The organism is Pseudomonas sp. ZY71 (assembly GCF_036542145.1).
Classification (GTDB): Bacteria; Pseudomonadota; Gammaproteobacteria; order Pseudomonadales; family Pseudomonadaceae; genus Aquipseudomonas; species Aquipseudomonas koreensis_A.
The window spans coordinates 1,100,067-1,118,995 of sequence record NZ_CP144274.1 but is presented as its reverse complement, the minus strand read 5'-3'; the positions used below and the strand labels follow the sequence as shown (position 1 = coordinate 1,118,995).

Annotated in this window: 18 protein-coding genes; 7 read left to right on the top strand and 11 right to left on the bottom strand. The window is 60.4% G+C overall.

The window, feature by feature from the left end; translation table 11 throughout:
* Position 1: 1 nt before the first annotated feature.
* From VY732_RS04795 to VY732_RS04785, 3 genes are all read right to left on the bottom strand, one after another.
* Complete coding sequence (locus VY732_RS04795) at positions 2–202, bottom strand: DUF1656 domain-containing protein (RefSeq protein WP_007914106.1); 201 nt, start codon at positions 200–202, stop codon at positions 2–4.
* Positions 192–2,384: an FUSC family protein gene (locus tag VY732_RS04790; RefSeq protein ID WP_331694784.1), complete on the bottom strand. Its 2,193-nt coding sequence runs from the start codon at positions 2,382–2,384 to the stop codon at positions 192–194. Before VY732_RS04790 ends, VY732_RS04795 begins: the two co-directional genes overlap by 11 nt.
* A gap of 140 nt (positions 2,385–2,524) precedes the next feature.
* Positions 2,525–4,024, bottom strand: a complete 1,500-nt coding sequence (locus tag VY732_RS04785) for an efflux transporter outer membrane subunit (RefSeq protein ID WP_331694782.1) — start codon at positions 4,022–4,024, stop codon at positions 2,525–2,527.
* A gap of 275 nt (positions 4,025–4,299) precedes the next feature.
* Here VY732_RS04785 and VY732_RS04780 point away from each other — a divergent pair, with 275 nt between their 5' ends.
* Positions 4,300–5,268, top strand: coding sequence for a LysR family transcriptional regulator (locus tag VY732_RS04780; RefSeq protein ID WP_102900633.1), 969 nt, complete (start codon positions 4,300–4,302; stop codon positions 5,266–5,268).
* Positions 5,269–5,666: 398 nt separating this feature from the next.
* Positions 5,667–6,041, top strand: coding sequence for a DUF6124 family protein (locus VY732_RS04775; RefSeq protein WP_007914120.1), 375 nt, complete (start codon positions 5,667–5,669; stop codon positions 6,039–6,041).
* A gap of 394 nt (positions 6,042–6,435) precedes the next feature.
* Here VY732_RS04775 and VY732_RS04770 read toward each other — a convergent pair whose 3' ends face one another.
* Complete coding sequence (locus VY732_RS04770) at positions 6,436–6,909, bottom strand: hypothetical protein (RefSeq protein WP_331694779.1); 474 nt, start codon at positions 6,907–6,909, stop codon at positions 6,436–6,438.
* A gap of 83 nt (positions 6,910–6,992) precedes the next feature.
* Between VY732_RS04770 and VY732_RS04765 the strand changes: the two genes are divergently transcribed.
* Positions 6,993–7,967, top strand: a complete 975-nt coding sequence (locus tag VY732_RS04765) for a 2-hydroxyacid dehydrogenase (protein WP_331694778.1) — start codon at positions 6,993–6,995, stop codon at positions 7,965–7,967.
* 147 nt (positions 7,968–8,114) lie between these two features.
* Positions 8,115–8,624, top strand: coding sequence for a DUF2165 domain-containing protein (locus VY732_RS04760; RefSeq protein WP_077571198.1), 510 nt, complete (start codon positions 8,115–8,117; stop codon positions 8,622–8,624).
* Between the two features lie 19 nt (positions 8,625–8,643).
* Here the strand turns inward: VY732_RS04760 and VY732_RS04755 are convergent, their stop codons facing one another.
* Positions 8,644–9,546, bottom strand: coding sequence for a DMT family transporter (locus VY732_RS04755; protein ID WP_331694777.1), 903 nt, complete (start codon positions 9,544–9,546; stop codon positions 8,644–8,646).
* A 139-nt stretch (positions 9,547–9,685) separates the two neighbouring features.
* Here VY732_RS04755 and VY732_RS04750 point away from each other — a divergent pair, with 139 nt between their 5' ends.
* The gene (locus VY732_RS04750; RefSeq protein WP_186616525.1) at positions 9,686–10,561 is read left to right on the top strand and encodes an AraC family transcriptional regulator; all 876 of its coding nucleotides are present in this window, start codon (positions 9,686–9,688) and stop codon (positions 10,559–10,561) included.
* Positions 10,562–10,892: 331 nt separating this feature from the next.
* Here the strand turns inward: VY732_RS04750 and VY732_RS04745 are convergent, their stop codons facing one another.
* The 6 genes from VY732_RS04745 to VY732_RS04720 all read right to left on the bottom strand — a co-directional run bounded on the left by VY732_RS04745 (position 10,893) and on the right by VY732_RS04720 (position 17,296).
* On the bottom strand, positions 10,893–13,322 hold the full coding sequence (locus tag VY732_RS04745) for a TonB-dependent siderophore receptor (RefSeq protein ID WP_331694774.1): 2,430 nt from the start codon (positions 13,320–13,322) through the stop codon (positions 10,893–10,895).
* A gap of 205 nt (positions 13,323–13,527) precedes the next feature.
* Positions 13,528–14,517, bottom strand: a complete 990-nt coding sequence (locus VY732_RS04740) for a FecR family protein (protein WP_331694772.1) — start codon at positions 14,515–14,517, stop codon at positions 13,528–13,530.
* Entirely contained in the window at positions 14,514–15,080 is a 567-nt protein-coding gene (locus VY732_RS04735) for an RNA polymerase sigma factor (protein WP_034154542.1), read from the bottom strand. The genes VY732_RS04740 and VY732_RS04735 overlap by 4 nt, the downstream gene beginning before the upstream one ends.
* A 1-nt stretch (position 15,081) precedes the next feature.
* Positions 15,082–15,408 carry a DUF3325 domain-containing protein gene (locus VY732_RS04730; protein ID WP_116029524.1) on the bottom strand — a complete coding sequence of 109 codons (327 nt, stop codon included), beginning with the start codon at positions 15,406–15,408 and terminating at the stop codon, positions 15,082–15,084.
* Positions 15,408–16,994 carry a PepSY-associated TM helix domain-containing protein gene (locus VY732_RS04725; protein WP_331694770.1) on the bottom strand — a complete coding sequence of 529 codons (1,587 nt, stop codon included), beginning with the start codon at positions 16,992–16,994 and terminating at the stop codon, positions 15,408–15,410. The genes VY732_RS04730 and VY732_RS04725 overlap by 1 nt, the downstream gene beginning before the upstream one ends.
* Positions 16,991–17,296, bottom strand: a complete 306-nt coding sequence (locus VY732_RS04720) for a DUF3649 domain-containing protein (protein ID WP_331694768.1) — start codon at positions 17,294–17,296, stop codon at positions 16,991–16,993. Before VY732_RS04720 ends, VY732_RS04725 begins: the two co-directional genes overlap by 4 nt.
* A gap of 188 nt (positions 17,297–17,484) precedes the next feature.
* On the opposite strand from VY732_RS04720, the gene VY732_RS04715 reads away from it, so the two are divergent.
* Positions 17,485–17,973, top strand: coding sequence for a sigma-70 family RNA polymerase sigma factor (locus VY732_RS04715; protein ID WP_116029523.1), 489 nt, complete (start codon positions 17,485–17,487; stop codon positions 17,971–17,973).
* On the top strand, positions 17,970–18,902 hold the full coding sequence (locus VY732_RS04710) for a DUF4880 domain-containing protein (RefSeq protein WP_331694766.1): 933 nt from the start codon (positions 17,970–17,972) through the stop codon (positions 18,900–18,902). The genes VY732_RS04715 and VY732_RS04710 overlap by 4 nt, the downstream gene beginning before the upstream one ends.
* Positions 18,903–18,929 lie beyond the last annotated feature (27 nt).

The following is an 18,929-nucleotide window of genomic DNA, read 5'->3' as shown; positions in this document are numbered from 1 at the left end:
CTCAACGGTAGACAGTCAGCGCCATGGCGCCGAACAGACAGGTAAACAGACTCAGACGCAGCAGCGCCGGGTGCCAGAAAAAGCGGTACAGATCGAATCCGGACAAAAAACGATCCACCGCCCAGGCCAGCGCCGCAGCAATGAAAAACATCAAAGTCATGGTCGGCATGTACACGCCGTGGAAGGCGATTTCACGAGGCATGGGCAAGTCCTTCGGGCTTGGCGATGGCGTAGGCAGCGAGCGGTGATTGCGGGTCGAGCAGCGAAGTGCGGATGAAGTGCAGATAGCTCTTCACCCGACGCAATGCCGAGGTATCGAAGTGCGGCGCGAACGGCTCATCAGTGGCCGCGACACGGCTGATCGCATGGTCGACCGCGACCAGTGCGCGTTCGAGATTGCTGGAGTTCGGTTGCAGAAACAGTCGCACCAACGCACGACCCATCACACGGATCGCTTGTCGCCATGGTTGCGATTCGGCATAGGCCGGGTGCACCGGCAGGATCGCCTGCTCCTTGCGCAGCTCGATGATCGCGTGGCCGACTTCCAGTACCACGAACATCCAGCGCAGCAGGTTCTTTTGCACCTTCGGCTCCCCAGCCGCCAGACCGTAAGCCTGGTGCAGCAGATCGCGGGTACGGCTCTCGAAACTCGACGCCAGGCCTTTCAGTTTGCCGCTGATCGCGTAGACCACTTGGCCGCGCAGATCCTGCTCCAGACGCTTCCACAACCAGCGACTGTTCGGCGGCAGAATAATCGCCCCCGCCGCGGCGCAGACCAGCATGCCCATGACCATGGCGATGTAGTCGTTGATGAAGGTGTAAGGGTTGTAAATGGTCAGGTTGTCCGGCACCGAACCGGTGCTGAAGAAGATCAGCAAACCGAGGCCTACACCGGCGTATTGCGGCCGCGACGTGAGGAACGAGCCGAGCACGATCACCGGTGCGAGCATCACGCACAGCAGCGGGAAACCGTCTATCCACGGGAAGATGAAAAACATCTCGACGAAGCCGATCAGCGCACCGAGGAAGGTCCCGCACGCCATCTGAAAGGCCATGCGTTTCGGGTTTGGCGTGGCGGCGGAGAGGCCCACGGTGGCGGCCGCAATCAACGTCATCGTCGCGCCACTTGGCCATGCGGTGGCGACCCAGTAACTGCCCAGCACAACCAGAATGAACGAGGCGCGAATGCCCGACGCGGCGGCGGCCCACCAATTGGTTTGCGGGGTGAACGGCTCGTCCCAGCGCTCACGTTCGTGGCGGTGATCGGCCAAGGATGCGTGGGTCTGTGCATAACTGTGCAAATCATCGACGAAGCGATAGAGCAGTTCGTAAGCGGTGTGGAAATCCAGTTGCTCGGCTTCGCTCGGCTCGCTCTCCTGGAAGATAGCGCGCAGGCTGCGCACGCGTGCCGGCAGGCCTTCCTTGTAGCTCGCCAGCGCTGTCGCCAAACGCGCAGCATCGGGGCTGGTCAGGGCGCGACCACTGAAGCCGTCGAGCACTTCGGCGAGATCCTGCAGACCCGGTCTGATCGCCGCGACCACATGTTCTTCGCCATTGCCACGCAAGCGTTCAAGCAACTGATGCAGGGCGTTGAACCGGGTGGTGATGCCCATGAACTCGCTGTTCAAGCGGCTCAGGCGACCGTTGCGCCGACGCATGTGCGGGTCTTCGAACACGGTCACGCTGCGCAGCCCTTCCAGCCCCACGGCTTCGGCGATAAAACGCACGTTGCTCGCCTCGAAAGACTCGGCTTTGCTGCGTCCGCGCAGGCCATCGGTGACGAACAGCGCGAACACACCGAAACGCTGATACAAGGCATTGCGCATGGCGGCGCTGGCGGTTTGCGGCAGGACCGCGGCGCTGACCAGAGTCGAGCAGAGAATCCCCAGGGAGATTTCCAGCACCCGCCACACCGCCGCCATGAATGCGCCGTCCGGGTGCGCCAGCGCCGGTAATCCGACCATCGCTGCGGTGTAACCGGCGAGGACAAAACCGTAGGCGCGGAAGTTACGACAACGTGCGGCACCGGCCGAGCAGATGCCGACCCAGATCGCCAGCGAGCCGAGGAACAGTTCGGTGTTCTGCGCGAACAATGCGATCAGCGTGACCATCATCGCCGAGCCGGCCAACGTGCCGAGGAAGCGATAGAAACTCTTGGCGAACACCTGGCCGCTCTGCGGCTGCATGACGATAAACACGGTGATCATCGCCGTGCGCGGTTGCGGCAATTCCAGACGCATGGCCAGCCACAACGTGAGGAATGCAGCGATCAACACCTTGAAGATGTAGACCCAGGTCACGCCATCGCTGCGCGCCCAGTCGAAAAAACCACGGCGCCATTCCAGGGAGTAGAGCCAGCGCAAAGGTGCGGGCAAGAGAGTCATTGAATTGTGCTCATGGATTCAGGCAAGACGCGGTCCCTGTAGGAGTGAGCCTGCTCGCGATAGCCATTTCACATTCAACATTTCTGTCGACTGAAACACCGCTATCGCGAGCGGGCTCGCTCCCACATTGGGTCGTGTGTTCAACGCAGGAGTGCCGGGGTTTTCGGCGCTTGGGTTTTCTCGGCAGTCGGCACGTCATTGCCGGCACCGAGGCCACCGCCCAGCGCAGTGACCAACTCGGCATGCGCACTCAACCGCGCCGCCTGCACCTGCTGCTGCACTTGCTGCTGCTTGAACAGCAACGTCTGCGCATTGAGCACGTTGAGGTAATCGGTGAGGCCGCGTTGATAAGCGATCATTGCAATGTCGTAGGTCTTCTGCGCCGTGGCCACCGACTCGGCGGCGAAGCCTTGCTGCTTGTCCATGGACTCGCGGCGAATCAGTTGATCGGAGATATTCTTCAGCGCATTCACCAGCGTCTGGTTGTAATGCGCCACGGCGATGTCGTAACCGGCGGAGGCCTCACCCAATTCGGCGCGCAGTCGGCCACCGTCGAAGATCGGGAGCGAGATCGCCGGGCCGACGTTGTAGTTGAGTTTCTTGCCGGTCAAAAACTCCAGCGCGCCACCGCCGGTGGCCATGTAGCCGAGGCTGCCGACCAGATCGACGTTGGGGTAAAACCCGGCATGCGCCACATCGATGCCACGCGCCTGCGCCGCCACTTGCCAGCGACTGGCGACCACGTCCGGACGCTGACCGAGCAGTTCTGCAGGCAAGGCCGACGGCAGTTTCAACGCTGCACCGAGAGACAGGGTCGGACGCTGCAACTGCGCCCCCTCCCCCGGCCCTTTACCCGCCAGCGCGGCAAGTTGATTGCGACTGAGGGCAATCTCCTCATCCAGCGCATCGAGCTGACGATGGGTTTCCGGCAGCGGCGTTTCGGCCTGACTGACTTCGAAATGTGTGCCGATGCCACCATTCAGACGCTTCTGCGCCAGATCGAGAATCTGCTGTTGCTGCTTAAGCGTCGCCGCAACGATGTCGCGCTGCGCGTAATGCAGCGACAGTTCGATGTAGGCGCGAACGATGTTGTTCTGCAATTCAAGCTGCGCCAATCGCGCCTCGGCCGCGCTCATGTGCGCCAGATCCACCGCCCGCTCGCTGGCATTGCTTTCACGGCCCCAGAGGTCGAGGGCGTAGCTGAAACCCAGTGCGGCGTTGTTGTCCCAGGTGGTGGTGTTGGCCAGCTCGCCGGGGCCGTAGAACTGATCGGTCGGCCAGTTGTGGCGCTTGAGTGTCGACTCGCCATTGATCTGCAACGACTCAGCCGCCTCGGCGACGCCGGCCATGGCTTTGGCTTGGCGGACTCGTGCGGCGGCCATGGCCATGCTCGGGCTGCCCTGCACGGCGAGGTCGATCCAGCGATTGAGTTGCGGGTCGCCGTAGGCTTGCCACCATTGCGCGGTGGGCCAGTTAGCGTCACGGGCGGCGTGGGCGATGGCGTCGTCGGTGGCCAGTGAATTGGCCTCCAGCGCCTTGCCCTGTGGAGCAATTCCGTCCGTTGAGATGCAGCCGCCAAGACCCAGGGTAAAAGCCAGAACACTGAGCGGCAAAAGCGCTCTGTTGATGCGACGCGGCACAGCTGCGAATTCCTGAGAGAGGGGTAGATCGAGGACCCGTGCAGGAACTGCCGCAGGCTGCGATCCTTTGATCTTGATTCCCTTAAAACAAAATCAAAAGATCGCAGCCTGCGGCAGCTCCTACAGGGATCGGCGCAATTCTATGGAAGGCCCTGTACGGCGATAAGCTGGGATTTCTGTGAATCTTTGTTACGGTTAACGAGATAATCCCTAAGTCGGGGGTCTCGCCCCGGAAACTTCGTGTCACAATTTGCCATCTCCCTTGAGAGCACCCCATGGACACTTTGCAAAACATGCGCGCCTTCAGTTGTGTCGCCGAAGCCGGCAGCTTCACTGCCGCCGCCGTGCAACTCGACACCACCACCGCCAACGTCTCGCGCGCGGTCTCCAACCTGGAAGCCCACCTGCAAACCCGCTTGCTCAACCGCACCACGCGGCGCATCGCCCTCACCGAAGCGGGCAAACGCTACCTGCTGCGCTGCGAACAGATTCTGGCCTACGTCGAAGAAGCCGAAGCCGAAGCCAGCGACGCCCACGCGCGCCCGGCCGGGCAATTGAAAGTGCACACCATGACCGGCATCGGCCAGCACTTCGTCATCGACGCCATCGCCCGCTACCGCAAGACCCACCCCGACGTGACCTTCGACCTGACCCTGGCCAACCGCGTGCCGGACCTGCTCGACGAGGGCTACGACGTGTCCATCGTGCTCGCCAGCGAACTGCCGGACTCGGGTTTTGTCTCGCAACGGCTGGGCATCACCTACAGCATCGTCTGCGCCTCCCCGGCCTACGTGAAAGCCAACGGCGCCGCGCAAAAGCCCAGCGACCTGCTCAACCACGCCTGCCTGCGCCTGGTCAGCCCGGTGATTCCGTTGGAGAAGTGGGCGTTCGACGGCCCGGAAGGTCAGGAAATGGTCACCATCAACAGTTCGCCGTTTCTGGTGAACTCCGCCGACGCGATGAAAACCGCGATCACCAGTGGCATGGGCGTGGGCGTGTTGCCGGTGTATGCGGCGATCGAAGGCTTGCGCAACGGCACGCTGGTGCGGGTCATGCCGAACTACCGCTCGCAAGAGCTGAACCTGTATGCGATCTACCCGTCGCGGCAATATCTGGATGCGAAGATCAAGACGTGGGTCGAGTATCTGCGTGGGTCGTTGCCGGAAATTCTCGCAGCACACCAGGCCGAATTGGCCGCCTATGAACTGAGCGGCAGCCTCGCCGGCGTGCGCGTCGCTAACTGATTTCAACACACTACGAAACGTGTAGGAGCTGCCGCAGGCTGCGATCTTTTGATCTTGATGTTTAATCGCAGCCTACGGCAGAGCCTACAGAAACGGGTATTTCACGGATCTTTCCGACAGGTTTTGACGGTTGTCCGTCGGAAGTGCGGTGGCTAGGATTTGGGTGTCACTGACGCATCAGCGACCGGGTCTGGAAAACCCGATTTCAACTACCAAAGCTCATGGCATACTGCGGCGCTTTTTAGCTCGCAATGTTATGGCGGCTGTGCGCGGGAGGCCCTAGGGCCTGCCGGTTTTGGGAAGTTGGCCGGTTTTTCCAGTCCGCGCACAGCTGCCACCCTATCGTCTGGAAAACGAACAGTGGCGGCTTCACCCAACTTGCCACGAGTATGTTTCCTATGTTCAAACCAACGCCTAATCCACCTGAAACCGACGACACCACCCCCTACGAATTCCCCGGCTCAAAGAAATTCCACGAAGCCGCCGACCGTGCCCTCGACCACTACCTCAAACCCAACGCTCTCACCCTGCGCTTCCACAAACCCAGCACCATGTTCCAGGTCGCCCCGGAGCAGGACAGCGAAAGCCTGCTGGTCCACGCCTGCGAATCACTGGCCCAGGCCAGCCTGATGACCAGCGACATCGCCGCCTACATCGACCTGCCGCAACGGCGCACGATTCTGGCGATTCAGCAGATCATCATGCTTGCCGAACTGGCGGTGAACCGGGTGCTGGATAACCACGAAATCCCGCAATCCCCGGCACACAACTAAAAGCCCCTCACCCTAACCCTCTCCCGGAGGGAGAGGGGACTGACCGTGGGGTTTGGAAGAGGTGCGCCGACGTGAAATATCGAGTCGAACTCAGGTTCTGAAACAGATCAAAAGCCCCTCACCCTAGCCCTCTCCCGGAGGGAGAGGGGACTGACCGTGGGGTTTGGAAGAGGTGCGCCGACGTGAAATATCGAGTCGAACTCAGGTTCTGAAACAGATCAAAAGCCCCTCACCCTAGCCCTCTCCCGGAGGGAGAGGGGACTGACCGTGGTGATTGCGAGAGATACGCCGAGGTGAAATACCGAGCCGGACTCAGATTCTGAAACAGATCAAAAGCCCCTCACCCTAGCCCTCTCCCGGAGGGAGAGGGGACTGACGGAGGTGTTTGGGCGAGTTACGCCGACTTGAAATACCGCGTTGAACTCAGATCTTGAAAAGCCCACAAATCGGCTCCCTCTCCTTGGGGAGAGGGCTGGGGTGAGGGCGAATCCACCACAAAACCAAAGCCGAACACCCGCTCTTCACCACTCAATAGGCCGAGTGTCAGCTCGCCTGCTCTTGATCTTGATCCACGGGCGACGTCGGAAGGCTGAGTGGAGGGATTGATCCGGGCGTGGGAGCGCAGCGACCGTTTGGCGAAGCCAAACACAGCGAGAGGAGGTGCAGCGAAGCAAACCGTAGGCGCTGCGCCCGGATCGATCCCGGAGCGAAGGAACCCCGAGCCCCAGCGAGCGGGCCGCACGTAGGAGCAAGCGTTTTTTTGCTTACTTTTTTTAGGCGTTTGTAAAAAAAGTGAGTCGCCGTCAGGGCGAAACCCTAAGCCGCCATTACCGAAGAAACGGATAAACACACCGAACAACCACAACATGGTCGGCCCAGAGGCCGCCAAGACAACCCCAAGCCAGAAATGTTAGCGTGCTTGGTATCAAGCCCGAACAAGAGCCAACAACGATGAAAAAGACTGTCCTGGCCTTCAGCCGCATCACCCCACCCATGATCGAACGCCTCCAGCAAGAATTCGACGTCATCGTCCCCAACCCAAAAGCCGGCGACATCAACGCCCAATTCAACGAAGCCCTGCCCCACGCCCACGGCCTCATCGGCGTCGGCCGCAAACTCGGCCAGGCCCAACTCGAAACCGCGACAAAACTGGAAGTGGTCTCAAGCGTCTCCGTCGGCTACGACAACTACGACCTCGCCTACTTCAACGAACGCGGGATCATGCTCACCAACACCCCGGATGTGCTCACCGAAAGCACCGCCGACCTCGCCTTCGCCCTGATCATGAGCAGCGCCCGCCGCGTCGCCGAACTCGACGCCTGGACCAAGGCCGGCCAATGGCAAGCCAGCGTCGGCGCCCCGCTGTTCGGCTGTGACGTCCACGGCAAAACCCTCGGCATCGTCGGCATGGGCAACATCGGCGCCGCCGTCGCCCGTCGTGGCCGCTTCGGCTTCAATATGCCAATCATCTACAGCGGCAACAGCCGCAAGACCGACCTGGAACAAGAACTCGGCGCACAATTTCGCAGCCTCGATCAACTGCTCGCCGAAGCCGATTTCGTCTGCCTGGTGGTGCCGCTCAGCGACAAGACCCGCCACCTGATCAGCCATCACGAACTGGCCCTGATGAAACCGGACGCCATTTTGGTGAACATATCGCGTGGCCCGGTCGTCGATGAACCGGCCCTGATCGAAGCCCTGCAAACCAAACGCATTCGTGGCGCCGGCCTCGACGTCTACGAAAAAGAACCGCTGGCCGAGTCGCCGCTGTTCCAGCTCAGCAATGCCGTGACTCTGCCGCACATCGGCTCGGCGACGAATGAAACCCGTGAAGCCATGGCCAATCGTGCACTGGCCAACCTGCGCAGCGCCCTACTCGGCGAACGCCCGCAGGATCTGGTCAACCCGCAAGTCTGGCGCGGATAAAAAAACACGGGCAAGTGCGTTATCGCACTTGCCCGTTAGTTATGCCTTACACAACTTGAAATTGAACAACAAAGCCAATTAAACAACAGCATTATAAGCTCTGCCTGCCTGTCGAATAATCGACAAACGCTATGGAGAGCCTATACCTTGAACACCCTGACAACCGAAAAACTCATTCGTTACAGCAAAGTCATATTGATGGCTTACATCAGCTTCTTTGGCGTGCTGGTGATGATCCACAACTTTACCGACTACAATTCAAACTACACCTACGTGGCTCATATCCTGAGTATGGACACCACCACCGCCAGTGAATCCATCAAGTACCGAGCCATTGAATCACCGATGATTCATCACCGGATCTACTGGTTCATCATCACGCTGGAAGTCACGTATACCGTCCTGTGCCTGATAGGCACTTATCAGTTATATCGCCACATCGATGCTTCCGCAGAGATATTCCACGAGGCAAAAAAGTTCTCGATCATGGGCATATTGGCAGCCATTTTCATTTATTACGTGTGCCTGCAAACCGTGGGTGTGGAATGGTTTGACATGGACACTTCGCAATCTTGGAATGCCAAGGATTGGGCGCGACATATCGTTGACTTCATCTTCCCGGCAATGATTTACATCACATTGAAAGTCGAGCGCTGAAGTTCAGCGCTCGTTTATTTCAAGCCAACTTTCCCTGTACCGGCGCCACCACCGCTTTCGGTTTACGAAACACCAGTACGTTGCCCAGCATCACTAACACCAGACCGACCAGCGCCGGCGCTGTCCACTGATAACCTTCAGCAAATGCCGAGACGTTCAGCGCCACCACTGGAAACAACACCGTGCAATAAGCCGCGCGCTCCGGGCCCATGCGTCCGACCAGCGTCAGATACGCAGTAAAACCGATCACTGAACCCGGGATTACCAGATACAGCAGCGCACCGACGTAACGCGGGCTCCAGTCCATGTCGAACGGAATGCCCTTGACCAGGCACCACACCGACAACATCGCCGCCCCATAGGCCATGCCCCAGGCGTTGGTAGTCAGCGGCTTGAGACCGGCCTTCTGCTGCAGACTCGAAAGCATGTTGCCCGCCGAGAAACACAAGGTGCCGCACAACGCCAGGCCCAGACCGAGCAAGGTTTGCGGGCTGGCCTGATGCCCGGCCAATTCCGGCCAGAACAACATGCCCAGGCCGAACAACCCAAGCGCACCGCCCATCAGCACATTGCGTGCGATGCGCTGGCCAAAGAACACCCGCGCATTCAGCGCGTTCCACAGTGTTGCGGTAGAAAACACCACCGCGACCAGACCGCTCGGGATCCACTGACTGGCGGTCAGGAAGCACATGAAGTTGACGCAGAACAGACACAACCCCTGCGCCACGCAGATCAGATGCCCACGGCGGTTCATCGGCTGCAAGCGACGGCTGAGCAGCAACAGCGCAAACAGCACCAGCGCGGCGAGGCCGAAGCGATAGACGATCGACAGCGGAATCGCCACCACGCCCAGTTGCCATTTCAGGGCAATCCAGGTGGTGCCCCAGATCAGCACGGTCAGCAAATACAACGACAGGTTCATGGCACACACTCCTCGATAGGCCTTGAGTGTCTGCCCGGGCGGGCGTTGCGCGCTTGCAGATTCTTGCGCTTTTGTCTGGCGGGAGGCTGGCAGCGCGGCGCCCACGGAGTAGGATGCAAAGCGTTGAAGAGAACCGACCATGGCCGCCATCGATACCCTGCAAGTCTTTCAAGCGTTAAACAGCTCGCCCAACGCACGCCTTGTGCACAGCGCCGAGCTTGGCGACGGCTTGTCTGCCGCTTTGTGGACCAACCACCACGATGCGCAGGATTATGAAGCGCCGAGCCACCACACCCTGTCCTGCTACATCGCCGGTGGTACCGGCACATTCCGTCGCGATCAACCCGGTCAAAAAGGCGGGCCGGACAAGCTGTGCATCCTGCCGGCCGATCACGAGTCAGGCTGGGTGATCAACGGCGATATCCGCTTGGCGCACCTGTATTTCAGCGCCGAACAATTTGCCCTCGGTTGCGTCACGCTGCTGGATCGCGAACCCCGTGAGATGCAATTGCGCGAGCAGACCTTCCTCGAAGACCCACAACAGGCACAACGCTTCCGGCAGTTGCTGACGCTGAATTGGGACGAACCCGCCGAGCGTTTGCTGACCAGCAGCCTCGCCCATGAATTGATCAGCCACACTTTGCTCAGTCAGGTCGGCGCACGTCAGGGTTTGCGTTTGAAGGGCGGGCTCGCACCACATCAGCGTCGGCAATTGGTGGAGTTCATCGACACTCAGTTGGCCGAGCCGATTAGCCTGGGGCAACTGGCCGGGATGTGTGCCCTGTCGGAATACCACTTTGCGCGGATGTTCCGGACGAGTTTCGGCCTGCCGCCGCATCAATACGTGCTGGCGCGGCGCTTGAGCCGGGCACGGGAGTTGTTGCGCGGGACGGCGTTGCCGTTGGGTGAGATTGCGCTGGCGTGCGGGTTTGCCAGTGCCAGTCATTTCACTAATCGGTTCAAGCAGGTGTTGGGCGGGACGCCGGGAGAGTATCGGCAGGCGTTTTTGCGTTGAGCCCCTCTCCCCTCACCCCAGCCCTCTCCCGGAGGGAGAGGGAGCCGACCGAGTTGTCTGGCGTTTTACATCGACCTGAATGATCGAGTCGATTATGGATTCCAAGCATTACTTTCAGGTCGATGTATCTCTGGAATATCCCACGGTCAGTCCCCTCTCCCCCAAAGAGAGGGAGCCGACCGAGGTGTCTGGCGCTGTACGTCGACCTGAAACACCGAATCGATTATGGATTCAAAGCATCACGTTCAAGTCGGTGTACCTCTGGAATATCCCACGGTCAGTCCCCTCTCCCTCCGGGAGAGGGTTAGGGTGAGGGGCTTTTGATCTTGCCTCAAAACTCCAACGTACTCGACAGCGATACCTGCCGCGAATCCCCCATCGACACAAAAAACCGGCTCGCCGCCGAGGTGTAATACGTGCGATCAAACAGGTTCTTCACATTGAGCTGAAACTTGACCTTCTGCCCTTCAACTTTGGTGTCGTAAGTGGCAAATGCATCAGCCACGGTATAACTCGGCAAGTCGAAATCGTTGACCGCGTTCCCCGCACGTTCACCGACATAACGCGCTCCAGCCCCTACGCGCAACTGGTCACCGCCAATCACACTGCCGAAGTCATACACCGCCGACAACGAGCCGGAATTCTTCGCCACGTTTTGCAGGCGCTTGCCTTTATAGTCCGGGTCTTCGGTGACTTCGGCATCGGTGTAGGCGTAGCTGCCAATCATGCTCCAGTGATCGCTCAACTGACCGGTCAGGTCCATTTCCAGACCGCGCGAACGCACCTCACCGGCCGCGCTGTAGATCGTCGTCGGGCCTTCGGAGTTGGCCACCAGCACGTTACGTTTCTTGATGTCGAACAACGCAATGTTGCCGGTCACACGCCCCGGCAGATCCAGGCGCGCACCGAGCTCCCACGACTTGGCTTCTTCCGGCGCGATGCTGCCGTCGAGCACGGTGCTGCTGCCGCTCAGTGGGGCGATGGTCGAGTTGGGTTTGAACGATTCGGTGTAGCTGCCGTAGAACGACAAGGCGTCGGTGTAGCGATACACCAGACCGGCGCGCGGGACGAACTTCTGGCCGTTGCTGTCGGTGTTGGCCTTGAACGGCACGCCTTTGCCGGCGTACTGGTCGTACTCCTGGAAGCGCCCGCCGGCGACCAGAATCCACTGGTCGTTGAGGTGAATCGAGTCCTGCATGAACACCGAATCGCTGCGCAGTTCATCGGTCTGCGCACTGTCGGGAGCGCTGACCGTCGTACCGGCGACTTCGCGACCGTACACCGGATTGAGGTAGCTGAACGTAGTCAGGCTTTTCTGCCGGATCAAGTCCTCGCGGTAGATCTTGCGGTACTCGTCATCCACGCCGAACACCAGATCATGCTGCATGCCCAGCAGGTTGACCTTGCCTTCAAGACTGGCCGTGGTGAACCGGTCGGTGCTGATCGCATTCTGGGTGCCGTCCATGCTGCGGGTCAGCGTGCCTTTTTTGGTGTCGATGGCGGTCACGCGGACTTGGCTGGCGTCGTAGGTTTCGCGGTTCCAGCTGAAGCCGAAATGCGCTTTCCAGTCGTCGTTGAGTTCGTGATCGGCTTCAAAGTGATACAGATCCGAACGGCCTTCCATGTTGTTGAACGGTTCGTCCAGACGCTCCTTGCGCGAGATGTCCAGCGGATGATTGGTGCGCGGATCGATCAGCGTGCCACGGTCGAACGGTGTGAGAAATTCGCGGTGTTCGTAGGCAAACAGCAGCTTGGTGCTTTCACCGAACCAGGCCAGCGACGGGGCGATCAGGGTTTCACGATGGGTGCCGAAGTTGCGCCAATAATCTTCGTCTTCGTGGTCGAGTACCATGCGATAGGCCAGCCCGGAATCGCCCAACGGGCCGGTGCTGTCGAGGGTGCCGCCGCTACCGTTCTTGCCCTCGCCGTAGGTTGAGCCGCGTAAGGTCAGGGCGTTGTACTGCGTCAGTTCGGGCTTCTTGCTGACCAGGTTGACCACGCCGCCCGGGTCTTGAATGCCGTACAGCAACGAAGCCGGGCCTTTGAGCACTTCGACACGATCAACGGTGGCGTTCATGCCACGGCCCTGCACGATCGGCATGCCGTCGCGCATGATCGAGCCGTTGCGGTTGTCACCGAAACCGCGGGTCATCACCGAATCCTGAGTGCTGCCCAAGGTGTTGCCCTGAGTGATGCCGCTGACATTGGCCAATGCATCATCGAGATTGCGTGGTGCCTGATCGCGGATCACTTGCGCCGGGATGACGTTGACGGTCTGCGGGATTTCCTGCAACGACGCCGAAGAACGCATCACCGAACTGGTTTCCGGCGGCTGATAGCTCATCGATTCGTCGCGCAGTGAAGTGATGGTGGTGGCGCCGAGGTTCAACGCGCCTTCAGTGGGTTTCGGCTCCAGTGCCAGCGTGTGGCTATCGGTGCGGCGGAAGTTGAGGCCAGAGCCACTGAGCAAGCGTTGCAGTGCCTGTTCGGCACTCATCTGGCCATTGACGGCCGGCGCGGTGAGGCCGTACGGCGCTTCGTCGGTGTAGACCACGCTTTGCCCGGTGACGCGGCTGAGGTCACTCAAGGCTTGCGGCAGCGGTTTGGCGGCCAGGGAAAAATTGAACTGCTTTTGCGCCTGGCTGCTGACGGTTTCAGCGGCCAGAGACACGCTTATCGGCAGCAATGCCAATGCCGAAAAACTCAATGCCGACACGCCCAACCACTGTTTGACCGAACCCGATTTTGCCCTGGACTTCATGACTCAATGACCTGTGTAGAACCGCAACGGATGCGAATGACTCGCAGTTTCAGTCACTACACGGATGGGGCTTGGGTTTACCTCACCAACATTTGAAAATTATTTTTTGTGGTGTTCGATCGGGCGCCATCGCGAGCAGGCTCACTCCTACATTTGGAATGCGTTCCCTTGTAGGAGTGAGCCTGCTCGCGATGGCTTTAGCGCCTCAACGCAAAATAATCAGATGCCCCAACACCTGATGCTGCTCAAATCCCATGACCCCTTGCAGTGAACTGAGCACCGCCTGCGGATCCTTGCTCGGAAAACTGCCACTGACCTTGCGCGCCGCCAGTTCATCGTTGAGCAACACAATCCGCCCCGGGTAATAACGCCGCAGATCGTCCACCACATCGCCCAGCGTCGACTTGTAATAAGTCAGCCAGCCCTGACGCCAGGCCAGTTGCGCCTCGCTGTCCACCGCGTGAAGCTTTTGCGCCGTGCCTTCGCCGTAAGCAACCTGCTGACCAGCGGTGAGAACCTGCTGTTCGCCGTCGCGATCCGCCGTCACCCCAACGCGTCCGGACAACACCGTGACCTGCGCGCCATGCGGTTGCAGTCGCACTTCGAACTGCGTGCCGAGCACCCGCGCCTCGCCCTTTTCGGCCTCCACCACAAACGGCTCGCCAGTGTGCGTTACCGTGAAAAAACCGGCACCACGACGCAACTGAACATGTCGCTCGCCCTGACTGAAATCCACGGCAATCGCGCTATCGCCATCCAGCGTCACTTGCGATTGATCGGCGAGTATCACCGTGCGGATTTCACCGGGCGCCGAGACATAATCCGCGCCCAGATCATCGATCCAGCGCTGCGGTTGCCAGCCGGTGCCGAGGCTGACCATCAGCAAAAGACACGCCGCCATCGCCAGCGCCCCCGACCAACGCAAAAGCTGCGGACGACGCGGGCGATCCATCGCATCGAGATAGCCCTGCAATGCCAAGGCCTCTTCATCGGCCAGCGTGCGCGCAGGGCTTTCGCTCAATTCCCAGAGCACTTGCGCCTGCGCATAGGCCTCGGCATGCGCCGGATCGGCACGCAGCCATTGACTGAAGGTCAGTTGATCGCCGGCGCTCGGCCGGTCATGCAACAGGCTCAGCCAGGCAAACGCAGCCTGCTCTTGCGCGGGCGTCGGAATAATGGAGTCGGATGGCTTCACGGTGCTTTCCCTGGCAGGCGTGGCGCGGGTTCGCGCAGGCTGGCCTTGCAGGCCTCGAGGGCGCGCATCATATGTTTTTCCACGGCACTTTGGGACAAGCCCATGGCTTTGGCGATGTCCGCGTATTTGCGGCCGTGGATGCGATTGAGCAAAAAGATCTGCCGGGTGCGCTCGGGCAAGGCGCGCAACGCCGCTTCGACATGCTTCAGATCATTGCCCGCTTCCAGCGCCGCTTGCGGTTCGCTGCCGTGGCTGTCCGGCGCGTCCGGTTGCCAGCCCTCGTTGACCCGCGTGCGGGTGCCTTCGCTGCGCAGATGATCGATGGCGATGTTGCCGGCGCAGCGCAAAAGATAGGTGCTGAGTTCTTCGACTTGCACCAGCGGCCGCCGCCAGAAACGCAGAAACAGATCCTGCACCAGATCTGCCGCCGTCGCCCGGCAACCGACGCGGCGGTTCACCAGCGCTTCCATTTGCGAACGCTGGGACAAAAACACCTGGAGAAAATGCGCACGCGCCCCGCGCGGCTCGTCGTCGCGGGATTCCGGCGGCAGACCGATCAGCACTTCAGCACTGCGCCCATGCAGCAACCGGGCTGGCCAGCAGACTGACACCGGCCAGCGCCAACGCGAAACGCGGGCGATACGGCAGCAGCAATACCAACGCCAGGGCGCTGAGCATCAGTACGGCGAACCAGTCGACCAGGCCGAAACTCCAGCCGTTGGGGGTCACCGCCGCCCACAGCGAAAAGCCCAGCAGCAACCAGCCGGATAATGCCAGGCTCTGACGACGACGCGCGGAAGGCTTGTGGCCGAGCAATTCATCGTGGTGGCGAGGCATCGACAGGCACAACGCGGTGAATCCGGCGTAAGTCAGCAACAAGGGCAAAAGCATCAGTTCGTCCCTTGCTCAAGAATGATCGGCTGGGCCTTTTCGCGACGAGGCTTTTTAACGCTGACCGTGTTGCCAGCGCGCTGCATTGTCCATGCAGCCCAAGCGAGGAAAAAACCTGTTGCGAGGCACGCCAGATCAAAACCGGCCAACGCCCAATCGCGCTGCAGCAAAGCCACGCCGAGATTCCAAGGGGTGGTCAGCGCATTGATCAGCGGCACCGCGACAAACAGCGCCGCCCCCAGCACAAGCTGTTCAACCCAGGCTTTGCGCCCCGGTCGTACCATCGCGTGCAGCACGCTCAGGCCCCAGGCCATGAAGAAAGCGTTCACCTCCCAATCTGCACGCTCGGCAAGGCTCACCGGCAACAGACGATTGGCCAGGAAGAACACCGCCACCGCCGACACCAGCCCGGCCATGCTGGCGATATTCAGCACTTCCACCAGCCGCAGTTCGAACGGCATCACGCCGCTCTTGGCGTGTTTGAGCTGACGTTTGCCCAGCCAGATCACCAGCCCGGTGCCGATCATCGCCGTACCCGCCAGCCCGCAGATGAAATACAGCCAGCGCAACACCGGCCCGGCAAAGTGGCCCATGTGCAAACCATAGAACGCGCCACCCACCGCCATCGCCATCGGCTGTTCCGGTGTGCTGCCGAGCATCTGCCCGGTCACACCGTTGAAGGTCACGGCACGGCCAAAATCATGCACCACGCGATCGCCGGCACGCGACAGCACCACCGTGGCATTGGCATCGCCCGGATTGCTCACCGACAGACGCGCCGTATGGCCGCCCGACCATTGCTCGCGGGCCTTGCTCAACAGCGGCGCCATGGCCGCCAACGGCGCAGCGATATCGGCGCGTTCCGGGGTCTTCGACGCCGGGAAAACTTCGTCATAGAACGTGCGCACGTCACTGCCATACGACGCGACGATGCTCGCCGGCATGACCATCGACATGAAAATCACCAGGCTGCTGTAGGTGATCATCAAGTGAAACGGCAACACCAATACGCCGACCGCGTTATGCCCGTCGAGCCAGGAGCGCTGACCCTTGCGCGGGCGGAAGGTGAAGAAGTCCTTGAAGATTTTCTTGTGGGTGATGATCCCGGTGATCAGCGCGACAAACATCACCATCGCGGCGATGGTCGACAGCCAACGGCCCCACGGGTAAGGCATTTGCAGCTGAAAGTGGAAACGGTAGAAGAACTCGCCGCCCATGCTGTCGCGGCCCTGCACTTCGGTGCCGGTTTGCGCATCCAGGGTTTTCGCTTCGAAACGTCCGCGCTCACCCGGTTTTGCCGGTGCTGGCTGCCAACGCACGGTCAGGGCGGGATCCCGGGCATCGGGCAAATCGATCAGCCAGCGTGACGCGCCGGCCGCGTGTTGCTGCAGATAATCCTGAGCCAGTGTCAGACTCGTCTCGGCACTCACCGATCGCGCGGGGATTTCCGGCTGCATCCAGTGGCTGATTTCATCTTTGAAATAGGCCAGCGTCCCGGTCAGAAAAATCGCGAACAGCAACCAGCCGAACAGCAGTCCGGCCCAGGTGTGCAGCCAGGCCATCGCCTGACGAAAGCCCTCTTTCATGCCAGGCCCAATCCACGTGCCGCGCCGGAAATGGTTGCCAGAATCACGCTCGGCACCAGCAAGCCAACCCAGGCCGACCACGCCGTACGGCAGGCAAAACACCAGAGCACCGCCACCAGATAGACCAGAAAGGAAATGGTCATGCCGGTCACCACCGCTTCGGCGCGACTCAACGGCAACCACAACGTCAGCGTGACACTGGCCAGCGCCGCGACGAGATAGCCGCCAAACACCGCGGCCAGCAGCCGTGAGGTGACGGCCAGACGATAGGACATGGGAAGTGTGGCGAGTTTGCCTTTCATGTTTCGACCCTGAAACGAAAAACGTCCGACCGATAAGCCGAACCTTGAGGCGAGCAATATTAATGATAAATATTCTCATACGCAAAAGCATCTGATTGCCGGTTGAGCGTTTCGCCACCTACAATGCGAACACTTCTTGTTCTCTAACGTACTCTCTACCGCGTCAAGAAAGCGCCCGGAGTCCACCGTTGTCGTCCGCCCATCCCGTCGAATCGCTCTATCAGGCTCATCACAGCTGGCTGACTGGCTGGCTACGGCGCAAGCTCGGCTGCCCGGACAGCGCGGCGGACCTGGCACAGGACACGTTTATCAAGGTGCTGAGCGCCCGCGAACCGCCGGTGATCATCGAGCCGCGCGCCTTTCTGACCACGCTGGCCAAACGCGTTCTGTTCAATCATTACCGCCGTCAGGATCTGGAGCGCGCCTACCTCGACACACTGGCGCAAATGCCGGACATGGTCGCACCGTCGGAAGAAGACAAGGCGATCATCCTGCAAACCCTGATGGAACTGGATGAGTTGCTCGACGGTTTACCGCGTCAGGTCAAACGCGCCTTTTTGCTGGCGCAGGTCGATGGTCTGACTTATCCACAGATTGCTGGCGAACTGGGCATTTCCGTGGCCACGGTTAAACGGCATTTGAACAAAGCGGCGATGCGCTGCTATTTCGCCCTATGAACCGCGCACCGGATTTCTCCTCTCAAGTGGCGGAACAGGCCGTGCATTGGTTGCTGGAAATGCAGCAAGGCGCACTGAGTCCGCGCCAGCAAATGGCGATGCAACAATGGCTGGATGCGCACAGCGAGCATCGTCGGGCGTGGGAGCATATTCAGCGGGTCAACCAGCGTTTACGCGGAGTGTCCTCACCACTGGCGCACGCGGCGTTGAATGGAGCGAAGTCCGGCAGTCGTCGTCAGGCACTGAAACTGCTGCTGATTCTCGGCGCCGGTTCGGCGGTCACTTGGGGCATGCGCGAACACACACCGCTGCCGTCGCTGCTCGCCGATTTCCGCAGCCCGATCGGGCAACGGCGCAAGGTCGCACTGGGTGCCGGCGATCAGTTGCAACTCAACACAGCCAGCGCGGTGGATGTCGACACTTCGGCGCGACTGATCCGCTTGCTCGAAGGCGAAATCCTCCTGACGGCCGCGCAATCTTTCGAAGTGCGCACGGCTCAGGGCCTTCTGAAAACCCAAGGCGCGCGCCTCAATGTGCGCCAGTTTGCCGATCGCACGCAGGTTGCGCTGTTCGGCGGTCGGGTCGAACTGAACAGCAATGGACGCGCGCCGATGTTGCTGCCGGTCGCGCGTCAGCTCAGTTTCACCTCGGCATCGGTCAGCGAGACCAAACCGCTGGATGCCAACAGCGGCGCCTGGGCCGACGGCATGCTGGTCGCGGCGCACATGCGCCTGGGCGACTTCCTCGATGAGCTCGGCCGCTATCGTCGCGGCCGGCTCAATTGCGCCAAGAACGTCGCCGACCTGCTGATCTCCGGGACTTACCCGCTGGACGACAGCGAGCGGATTCTCGACCTGCTGGAAATCAGTTTGCCGGTGAAGGTGAGGCGCTTTACCCGTTACTGGGTGAGCGTCGAAGCACGGGTTTAAAAAACATCAAAAATAAATGAGCCGTTT